The organism is Oceanihabitans sp. IOP_32, from assembly GCF_009498295.1.
Lineage (GTDB): Bacteria > Bacteroidota > Bacteroidia > Flavobacteriales > Flavobacteriaceae > Wocania > Wocania indica.
In genome coordinates this window covers 398941-410000 of sequence record NZ_CP040813.1, presented here as the reverse complement: position 1 = coordinate 410000, position 11060 = coordinate 398941, and the positions used below count along the sequence as shown (strand labels likewise).

Genomic DNA, 11060 nt, shown 5'->3' with positions numbered 1-11060 from the left:
TCTTAAACTTATGTATTTCTCAATTGCCCAGTAGTTCTTCTACTAAAAATTCAGAAGGCGGTTGCTTATATTTATGCGATAACATGAACAGTACTCCCAATTTTAAGTGCTAGTTGTTTATTCAAAATGTTAAACCATTTTAATTCTAGGCTTGGTATAAAGCGCAAGAATGATTAAAAAGCGTGTTATGGCTTAAACAACATTTTTTATTAATAATCTTATGCTGTGAAATACTTATGCAAAAACAGCTAAGAGTTGTTATCTTATGGAAGAAGAATGTACAACGTATCACTAATTATGATATTTTAAAATGACTTAGGGAGGTGGTGTAGTCGTACTATTTATTTTTTTTTGAGAGTTATAGAACGCATAGTCATGAAATAATAAAGAAAATATTCCATCAGTTTTCATATGGATGTGGGCTTGTGTTAAGCTAGGAAACAAGCAACATCACTTTTTTTTATTTTTTCTCGAGTGATAACCCCCACAAAACAAGGTCATTAAAGAGGCGGCAAAAAAACTTTAAAAAAAGGCAGAAAAAAGTGGTTGATAATACGGAAATGTATTGTATGTTTGCACCCGCTAAAACGGGTATTAAACTTGTTAGTTGCGAAGTTCATTTAGAGTGTGATTTAAGGCTAAAAAAAGTAGAGTGATATTTTTTTTAAAAAAAACTTTAAAAAGCATTGTGAGATTAAAAAAAGGTGTTATATTTGCACCCGCTAACGGAGGAAACGACGTTAGTTCAAGAGAAACAAGTTCATAAACATATTGAATTGACAGCGTAAGATTTTAACTGGAAACGGTTAAGATCACAAAAGAGAATAGACCATTTTGAGAACTAGAACATTCCTATTTAGTTGTTAAAGTTGTTGGCTAGTTTTAGAATTAGCGAGCACGATAAAAATTAACGATGAAGAGTTTGATCCTGGCTCAGGATGAACGCTAGCGGCAGGCCTAACACATGCAAGTCGAGGGGTAACGAGAGTGCTTGCACTTGTCGACGACCGGCGCACGGGTGAGTAACGCGTATAGAATCTGCCTTTTACTGGAGAATAACCAGGAGAAATTCTGACTAATACTCCATAGTATATAATATTCGCATGGATTTTATATTAAAGATTTATCGGTAAAAGATGATTATGCGTCCTATTAGCTAGATGGTGTGGTAACGGCATACCATGGCTACGATAGGTAGGGGCCCTGAGAGGGGGATCCCCCACACTGGAACTGAGACACGGACCAGACTCCTACGGGAGGCAGCAGTGAGGAATATTGGACAATGGGCGAGAGCCTGATCCAGCCATGCCGCGTGCAGGATGACTGCCCTATGGGTTGTAAACTGCTTTTATACAGGAAGAAACACCTCTACGTGTAGAGGCTTGACGGTACTGTAAGAATAAGGATCGGCTAACTCCGTGCCAGCAGCCGCGGTAATACGGAGGATCCAAGCGTTATCCGGAATCATTGGGTTTAAAGGGTCCGTAGGTGGATGATTAAGTCAGGGGTGAAAGTCTGCAGCTCAACTGTAGAATTGCCCTTGATACTGGTTATCTTGAGTTATTATGAAGTAGTTAGAATATGTGGTGTAGCGGTGAAATGCATAGATATCACATGGAATACCAATTGCGAAGGCAGATTACTAATAATGAACTGACACTGATGGACGAAAGCGTGGGGAGCGAACGGGATTAGATACCCCGGTAGTCCACGCCGTAAACGATGGATACTAGTTGTTCGGACTTCGGTTTGAGTGACTAAGCGAAAGTGATAAGTATCCCACCTGGGGAGTACGTTCGCAAGAATGAAACTCAAAGGAATTGACGGGGGCCCGCACAAGCGGTGGAGCATGTGGTTTAATTCGATGATACGCGAGGAACCTTACCAGGGCTTAAATGTAGATTGACAGGTTTAGAGATAGACTTTTCTTCGGACAATTTACAAGGTGCTGCATGGTTGTCGTCAGCTCGTGCCGTGAGGTGTCAGGTTAAGTCCTATAACGAGCGCAACCCCTGTTGTTAGTTGCCAGCGAGTAGTGTCGGGAACTCTAACAAGACTGCCGGTGCAAACCGTGAGGAAGGTGGGGATGACGTCAAATCATCACGGCCCTTACGTCCTGGGCTACACACGTGCTACAATGGTAGGGACAGAGAGCAGCCACTTCGCGAGAAGGAGCGAATCTATAAACCCTATCACAGTTCGGATCGGAGTCTGCAACTCGACTCCGTGAAGCTGGAATCGCTAGTAATCGCATATCAGCCATGATGCGGTGAATACGTTCCCGGGCCTTGTACACACCGCCCGTCAAGCCATGGAAGCTGGGAGTACCTGAAGTCCGTTACCGCAAGGAGCGGCCTAGGGTAAAATCGGTAACTAGGGCTAAGTCGTAACAAGGTAGCCGTACCGGAAGGTGCGGCTGGAACACCTCCTTTCTAGAGAAAGACGACTAAGAGGAAGAAAAAAACCTAGCTTGAAAAATAGTTTATTCTCATTGCTGTTAATTTAAAAATATAGAGATTAGATTCTAGAGCCAAGAGCCTAGACATTAAAGTCTAGATTCTAGTGTCTAAACATCTAGTATCTCAAGAAAACAGTCTCATAGCTCAGCTGGTTAGAGCGCTACACTGATAATGTAGAGGTCGGCAGTTCGAGTCTGCCTGAGACTACAGAGTTGTCGAAAGACAGACGAGAAGTTTACCCTGAGCGTAGTCGAGGGGAGTCTGCCTGAGACTACGAAGCACTTAAGTGCTGAGTATGCCCACGAGAGTGGGTATCTTTTAAAGGGAATCGATAGGATTGTTTTTAAAAGAAACGTTCTTTAAAAAAAAAGGAAATTTTAGAAGTAGAGCAACCCAGTTAACGTTGCAGCGATTAGTTACTGTTAACTTTTAACTAAGACTGTTCACTTAAACACGGGGGATTAGCTCAGCTGGCTAGAGCGCCTGCCTTGCACGCAGGAGGTCATCGGTTCGACTCCGATATTCTCCACTAGAGAGTACAAAGATAAAAGTACAAAGTATTAAGATGCGTCTTAATACTTAATACTAAGATCTTAATACTTTTAAACGTTCATTGACATATTGAAAAAAAGATACATGAAAAAATATATAGATTTAATCTATTATTTAAGTAATAATTTAAGATTAAGCATACTCACAACGAGCGATGTATGTTTAGTCATATTGTATTTATCAATTTCTTGATAGATATAGTAAACTCATTAAAAAAGCAAAAAGTACAATAAGCTAAATAAGGGCGTATGGGGAATGCCTAGGCTCTCAGAGGCGATGAAGGACGTGATAAGCTGCGAAAAGCTACGGGGATCTGCACACAAGATTTGATCCGTAGATATCCGAATGGGGCAACCCACTATATTGAAGATATAGTATCCAGCGATGGAGGTAAACCCGGAGAACTGAAACATCTAAGTACCCGGAGGAGAAGAAAACAAAAGTGATTCCGTCAGTAGCGGCGAGCGAACGCGGATTAGCCCAAACCATAATTGTTACGGCAATTGTGGGGTTGTAGGACCACGATATTTGAGCTACAATGAATTAGAACTGTTTGGAAAGACAGGCCATAGACGGTGATAGCCCGGTATAAGTAAAGCGTAGTAAGATAGTGGTATCCTGAGTAGTGCGGGACACGAGTAATCCTGTATGAAACAGTCGGGACCATCCGATAAGGCTAAATACTCCTGAGAGACCGATAGTGAACTAGTACCGTGAGGGAAAGGTGAAAAGAACCCTGAATAAGGGAGTGAAATAGAACCTGAAACCATACGCTTACAAGCGGTCGGAGCGGAATTTATTCTGTGACGGCGTGCCTTTTGCATAATGAGCCTACGAGTTACCGTTGCTAGCAAGGTTAAGTGATTAAGTCACGGATCCGTAGCGAAAGCGAGTCTGAATAGGGCGCGATACCCACCTTCGTGGGTATAAAGTTAGTAGTGGTAGACGCGAAACCGTGTGATCTACCCATGGGCAGGTTGAAGCTGTAGTAACATACAGTGGAGGACCGAACCGCCAGACGTTGAAAAGTCTTCGGATGACCTGTGGGTAGGGGTGAAAGGCCAATCAAACTCGGAAATAGCTCGTACTCCCCGAAATGCATTTAGGTGCAGCGTTGATTTATAGTTTTATAGAGGTAGAGCTACTGATTGGATGCGGGGGCTTCACCGCCTACCAATTCCTGACAAACTCCGAATGCTATAAAATGATCATCAGCAGTGAGGGCATGGGTGCTAAGGTCCATGTCCGAGAGGGAAAGAACCCAGACCATCAGCTAAGGTCCCCAATATATGTTAAGTTGAATAAACGCGGTTGAACTGCTTTGACAGCTAGGATGTTGGCTTGGAAGCAGCCATTCATTTAAAGAGTGCGTAACAGCTCACTAGTCGAGCGGTTCGGCATGGATAATAATCGGGCATAAACATATTACCGAAGCTATGGACTTGAAAAAGTGGTAGGGGAGCATTGTAGCGTCGTCGAAGGTGAACTGTGAGGTTTGCTGGAGAAGCTACAAAAGAAAATGTAGGCATAAGTAACGATAATGCGGGCGAGAAACCCGCACTCCGAAAGACTAAGGTTTCCTCAGCTATGCTAATCAGCTGAGGGTTAGTCGGGACCTAACGCGAACCCGAAAGGGGTAGTGGATGGACAACAGGTTAATATTCCTGTACCTGCTCACAATAAAAGTGACGGAGGCGTATATTTGGTGCGTGCTGACGGAAATTGCACGTTGAAGGGAGCAGTAATGCCCCGATAGTACACTGAGGCTTCGGTCAAGGTGATAATCCAGAGAAGCGACTTCCAAGAAAAGCGAGTGAAGCAGCCCGTACCCTAAACCGACACAGGTAGTTGGGATGAGAATTCTAAGGAGCTCGAGAGATTCATGGCTAAGGAACTAGGCAAAATAGACGCGTAACTTCGGGAGAAGCGTCGCCCATCTTAAGATGGGCCGCAGTGAAAGAGTCCAGGCGACTGTTTATCAAAAACACAGGGCTATGCTAAATCGAAAGATGATGTATATGGCCTGACACCTGCCCGGTGCTGGAAGGTTAAGTGGAGGGTTTATCCGCCTTAGGCGGAGAAGATCTCAAATGAAGCCCCAGTAAACGGCGGCCGTAACTATAACGGTCCTAAGGTAGCGAAATTCCTTGTCGGGTAAGTTCCGACCTGCACGAATGGTGCAACGATCTGGACACTGTCTCAGCCATGAGCTCGGTGAAATTGAAGTATCGGTGAAGATGCCGATTACCCGCTGTGGGACGAAAAGACCCCGTGCACCTTTACTATAGCTTAGTATTGGTTTTGGATAAGTAATGTGTAGGATAGGTGGGAGACTTTGAAGCGGCGTCGCCAGGCGTTGTGGAGTCATTGTTGAAATACCACCCTTTGCTTATCTAGAGTCTAACCCAGCGATGGGGACAGTGCTTGGTGGGTAGTTTGACTGGGGTGGTCGCCTCCAAAAGAGTAACGGAGGCTTCTAAAGGTTCCCTCAGCACGCTTGGTAACCGTGCGTAGAGTGCAATGGCATAAGGGAGCTTGACTGAGAGACCTACAAGTCGATCAGGTTGGAAACAAGAGCATAGTGATCCGGTGGTTCCGCATGGAAGGGCCATCGCTCAAAGGATAAAAGGTACGCCGGGGATAACAGGCTGATCTCCCCCAAGAGCTCATATCGACGGGGGGGTTTGGCACCTCGATGTCGGCTCGTCACATCCTGGGGCTGGAGAAGGTCCCAAGGGTTGGGCTGTTCGCCCATTAAAGTGGCACGCGAGCTGGGTTCAGAACGTCGTGAGACAGTTCGGTCTCTATCTACAGTGGGCGTTAGAAATTTGAGTGGATCTGACTTTAGTACGAGAGGACCGAGTTGGACTAACCTCTGGTGTATCAGTTGTCGCGCCAGCGGCATTGCTGAGTAGCTACGTTAGGAAGGGATAAGCGCTGAAAGCATATAAGCGCGAAACCCACCACAAGATGAGATTTCTTTAAAGGGTCGTGGAAGATGACCACGTTGATAGGCTATAGGTGTAAAGGCAGTAATGTCATAGCCAAGTAGTACTAATAACCCATAGGCTTATTGTACGCCTGTTTTTTTATAAAGTTTAGATAATTATTACACATCATGTCTCTTATTTTCAATATGTTAAGATATTTGCAAGAGTTATCTTGCAGTTAACAGTGAAAAGCTAAAAGTGACCGGTTTAATAACAGGTAGTTTTTACCAAGTAACTCTTAACTTAAAACTTAAGGTGATTATAGCGATGGGGCTCACCTCTTACCATTCCGAACAGAGAAGTTAAGCCCATTAGCGCCGATGGTACTGCATTTGTGGGAGAGTAGGTCGTTGCCTTTTTTATTCTAAATCAAGTTTAGAATTTATAAATCCTCAACATGTCTGTGTTGAGGATTTTTTTTTGCTTAAACTTAACTTAAAAAACATCTGATAAAATCGTGTAGGGTATGTTTTTGGGAATGGTCTTTTTATTAGTACGGAATTTGTGGTTATAACAAAAACTTAGAATTATTCTATTGGATATTTGTTGTTAAGTATTTTGTTGTGGTTTTTAAATTAAAGGTAGTTAAACGATCTAAAATACATGCTCTTTAATCTAACTCTTGTTTTATGGTAATAAACAAAAAGCCCATAATTTCAAAATTATGGGCTTCAGTTTAATAGTTTGGATGTATTATAACATTATCATTAGTCAACTAAATCAAATCGATCTGCATTCATCACTTTAACCCAAGTTTTAACAAAATCGTTTACGAATCTTTCTTTGTTATCATCTTGTGCATAAAATTCAGAATAAGAACGTAAAATCGAATTCGAACCAAATATCAAGTCTATTCGAGTTGCCGTAAATTTTATTTTACCATCATGTTTAGAACGGATATTATAAAGTCCATTTTCTGTAGGTTCCCAGGCGTAACCCATATCTGTTAGGTTTACAAAAAAGTCGTTCGTTAAAGCCCCTTTATTATTGGTAAATATTCCATGGTCTGTGTTATTATGGTTGGTGCCTATAACACGCATTCCTCCAATTAAAACCGTCATTTCTGTAGCAGTTAAGCCCATTAATTGTGTGCGGTCCAGTAATAGTTCTTCTGGACTAACGATATAATCTTTTTTCAGCCAATTTCTAAAACCATCAGCAAGTGGTTCTAAAGGTTCGAAAGATTCTATATCTGTCATTTCAGCGGTAGCGTCTCCACGTCCAGGAGCAAAAGGAACGGTTATATTAATCCCTGCATTTTTTGCGGCTTGTTCTACACCTAGATTACCAGCTAATACGATGGTGTCGGCTATACTTATATTGAATTCGTGAGCAATAGGTTCTAAAATTGAAAGTACTTTGGAGAGTCTTTCTGGTTCGTTTCCTGCCCAGTCTTTTTGTGGTGCTAAACGGATTCGAGCTCCATTTGCGCCACCTCTAAGGTCTGATCCTCTAAATGTGCGAGCACTATCCCAAGCTGTTGTAACCATTTCGGAAATGCTAAGACCAGATTGAGCGATTCTTTGTTTTACAGCATTAATGTCGTAATTCTTGTTTCCTTCAGGAATTGGATCTTGCCAAATTAAATCTTCCTGTGGTACGTCAGGGCCAAAATAACGGCTTCTAGGTCCCATGTCACGGTGCGTTAATTTGAACCAAGCGCGGGCAAAAGCATCAGAAAAGGCCTCAAAATCATTTTTAAATTTTAATGAAATTTCTCTGTAGATGGGATCCATTTTCATGGCCATATCGGCATCTGTCATCATTGGGTTATGACGTATTGAGCTGTCTTCAACATCTACTGGTTTATCTTCTTCTTTTATGCTTTTAGGTTCCCATTGCCAGGCTCCTGCAGGACTTTTTACTAATTCCCACTCATGGTTAAAAAGCATTTCAAAAAAACCATTATCCCATTTCGTAGGGTGTGTGGTCCACGCGCCTTCCAATCCACTTGTTACGGTGTGGCGACCTTTTCCAGATTTATGGGGGTTAGACCATCCAAATCCTTGTTCTTCGACTCCAGCCGCTTCAGGTGCTGGACCTAAAATACTAGCATCTCCGTTACCATGTGTTTTACCTACAGTATGTCCACCTGCGGTTAATGCAACCGTTTCTTCATCGTTCATGGCCATTCTCTTAAATGTTTCACGAACTTGTGCTCCGGTTTTCAAAGGGTCTGGTTTACCGTTTACACCTTCTGGATTAACATAAATTAATCCCATTTGTACGGCCGCTAACGGATTTTCCATAGTAGAAGGATCTTCTACATTTTTGTAACGCTCATCACTAGGAGCTAACCACTCTTTCTCTGCACCCCAATAGATATCTTTTTCAGGATGCCAAATATCTTCGCGACCAAAGGAGAATCCATAGGATTTTAACCCCATGCTTTCGTATGCAATCGTTCCAGCATAAATAATTAAATCTGCCCAACTTAATTTGTTTCCATATTTCTTTTTAATAGGCCAAAGTAGGCGTCTTGCTTTGTCTAAACTTACATTATCTGGCCATGAATTAAGCGGAGCAAAACGCTGATTTCCTGTGCCACCACCACCACGGCCATCGCTAATTCTGTAAGTACCTGCGGCATGCCAAGCCATTCTAATCATTAAACCACCGTAATGACCCCAATCTGCTGGCCACCAGTCTTGACTATCGGTCATGAGTGCGTGTAAATCTTCTTTTAACGCATTAACATCTAATTTTTTTAATTCTTCACGATAATTAAAATCGCCATTTAAAGGATTAGTTTTCGTATCGTGTTGATGTAGAATATCAAAATTTAGGGCTTCTGGCCACCAGTTCGTAACGGTTTTTTCTGCAGAGGTATTTCCTCCATGCATCACTGGGCATTTACCCTGTTTTGAATTGTTATTTTCCATAAATTTACTATAGTTTATTTGTAGATTGTAAATCTAGTACATATATTTGATTTATAAAAACGATAGTTTAGATAACATTATTTATAAAATAGATGAATACGCGCCAGTATCAATATATTCTTGCCGTTGCCGAATTAAAGAATTTTAGCTTAGCGGCCGACAGATGTTTTATTTCTCAATCTACTTTAAGTACCATGATTGGTAAATTTGAAGAAGAAATAGGTGTTCGAATTTTTGATAGAAAAACAAAGCCCATTACAATAACTAAAGAGGGTGAGGAGATTATCAATCAATTAAAACTTATAGAGAAAGAGATTTCTAATTTATCAGACACCATACAAAGTGTAAAAGGCGAATTGGTGGGCAATATTAAAATTGCCGTAATTCCCACTGTAGCTCCTTATTTATTACCATTATTTTTGAATGATTTTGTGCGTAAGTTTCCTAAAATAAATTTTACGGTAAGCGAAATGACAACAACATCTATTCTAAATTTGTTGGTGAACAGGGAACTGGACATTGGTATTTTAGCCACACCGATAGGTGATAAGAATTTGATTGAAATTCCTTTATACAATGAGCCTTTTATGCTTTATGATTGTACTGGGAACTCCAAAAATAAGGAGGTAAAGCTAGAAGATATAGATTTTAATAAATTTTGGTTATTAGAGGAAGGACATTGTCTGCATACACAAATTAACACCATTTGTGAAGGTCAAATTTGCAGTACTAAAAGGGCTGTAAATTTTGATTTCAAAGCGGGCTCTATTGAAAGTTTAATACGTTTTGTGAGGAAGAATAAGGGTATAACCCTTTTACCCCATTTAGCATGTCTAGATTTTACTGCAGAAGACCGAAATCATTTAAGTTTTTTTAAACCTCCAGTTCCAGTGCGTACTATTGGGTTATCTGTGCATCGTCATTTTAGGAAAGATAACTTATTGCTTCAATTGAAAAAGGATATCCAAGAAAAAATTAGTCCATTACTAAAGTCTAGTCATAAAGAACATGTTGTTTCCCCTTTAAAGTTGTAGCGTGTGTTAAAGAATACCTATTTTAAATCTTAATTCGAATACTAACAGATTAACAAACCATTTTTATTTAGCACTAAATTAGGAGTTGTTTTTTTTAAACATACTATCTAAAATGGTGTTTATGCCCTTAAAAGTGAAGAAGATGGCTAATACACAAATTATTATGGCTACAATTAATATAGGGATATAAAGCGGTTTTTCTTTATTGGTAAGTGCTATATGTACAAGGGTTGGGCCTAAAAACATACAAGCTAAAGCCGCCACCATAATTTTTAAACCTTTGGCAAGTACGTTTTTATTTGTTCTGTTTGTCTCCATTATTATAGTTTTTAATCGCTAAACGTACGCTTCCATGCTGGGTTAGTAATTGTTTTGCTTTGTCATGAGTCACATTAATCTCATTTACTATCATTTTTACACCCCTTTCAATGAGTTTTTCATTGCTTAGTTGCATATCTACCATTTTGTTTCCTTTTACATGGCCAAGTAAAATCATTGTGGTAGTTGTAATCATGTTTAAAACTAATTTTTGAGCCGTTCCAGCTTTCATTCTTGAGCTTCCTGTTACAAATTCTGGACCCACAATGACTTCAATAGGATATGTGGCGACATTTGATAAGGGACTGTTTGCATTACAAGTAATACACCCTGTTATAATGTTGTGTTTGTTACACATTTCTAAGGCAGAAATAACGTAAGGCGTGGTGCCAGAAGCAGCAATACCAACCACCACATCTTTATCGCTAATATTATGAGTTTGTAAATCTTCCCAGCCTAATTGGGTAGAATCTTCGGCAAATTCTACGGCGGTTCTTATGGCCGTGTCACCTCCGGCAATTATTCCAATAACCAAATCTGGAGAAACGCCAAATGTAGGTGGACATTCTGAAGCATCTAAGATTCCTAACCGGCCACTTGTTCCAGCACCTATGTAAAACAGCCGCCCACCGTTTTTTAGTTTTAGCACAATTTGATTTATAAGTAATTCTATTTGTGGAATCGATTTTTCTACTGCCAAAGGCACCGTTTTGTCTTCCTTATTAATATTTGTTATCAACTCTTTGACACTCATCTTTTCCAGATGATTATAATTAGAATCTTCTTCTGTTGTTCTAATAAAGCTCATGGGTTAAAAATTTTTAT

Annotated in this window: 4 protein-coding genes, 2 tRNA genes and 3 rRNA genes; 6 read left to right on the top strand and 3 right to left on the bottom strand. The window is 40.6% G+C overall.

Translation table 11 applies throughout. From position 1 onward, the window contains the following. Positions 1-910 precede the first annotated feature (910 nt). From FEZ18_RS01675 to rrf, 5 genes are all read left to right on the top strand, one after another. Positions 911-2432: ribosomal RNA gene (locus tag FEZ18_RS01675) — 16S ribosomal RNA — on the top strand. Positions 2433-2592: 160 nt separating this feature from the next. Beyond that, positions 2593-2666, top strand: a tRNA-Ile gene (locus FEZ18_RS01670). A 248-nt stretch (positions 2667-2914) separates the two neighbouring features. After that, positions 2915-2988 (top strand) — tRNA-Ala (locus FEZ18_RS01665). A gap of 250 nt (positions 2989-3238) precedes the next feature. Further along, positions 3239-6089 (top strand): 23S ribosomal RNA (locus tag FEZ18_RS01660). Positions 6090-6252: 163 nt separating this feature from the next. Then, a 5S ribosomal RNA gene (rrf, locus tag FEZ18_RS01655) occupies positions 6253-6360 on the top strand. The 16S, 23S and 5S rRNA genes sit together here with 2 tRNA genes alongside, the layout of an rRNA operon. Before the next feature lie 348 nt (positions 6361-6708). On the opposite strand, the gene katG is transcribed toward rrf, so the two are convergent. Next, on the bottom strand, positions 6709-8883 hold the full coding sequence (gene katG / locus FEZ18_RS01650; protein ID WP_153266708.1) for a catalase/peroxidase HPI: 2175 nt from the start codon (positions 8881-8883) through the stop codon (positions 6709-6711). Between the two features lie 92 nt (positions 8884-8975). On the opposite strand from katG, the gene FEZ18_RS01645 reads away from it, so the two are divergent. Then, a complete protein-coding gene (locus tag FEZ18_RS01645; RefSeq protein WP_153266707.1) occupies positions 8976-9917 on the top strand; it encodes a hydrogen peroxide-inducible genes activator in 942 nt (313 codons plus the stop codon). 78 nt (positions 9918-9995) lie between these two features. Here FEZ18_RS01645 and FEZ18_RS01640 read toward each other — a convergent pair whose 3' ends face one another. Continuing rightward, positions 9996-10235, bottom strand: coding sequence for a DUF6095 family protein (locus FEZ18_RS01640; protein ID WP_153266706.1), 240 nt, complete (start codon positions 10233-10235; stop codon positions 9996-9998). Then, on the bottom strand, positions 10213-11043 hold the full coding sequence (gene murQ, locus FEZ18_RS01635) for an N-acetylmuramic acid 6-phosphate etherase (protein ID WP_153266705.1): 831 nt from the start codon (positions 11041-11043) through the stop codon (positions 10213-10215). The genes FEZ18_RS01640 and murQ overlap by 23 nt, the downstream gene beginning before the upstream one ends. Between the last annotated feature and the right edge of the window lie 17 nt (positions 11044-11060).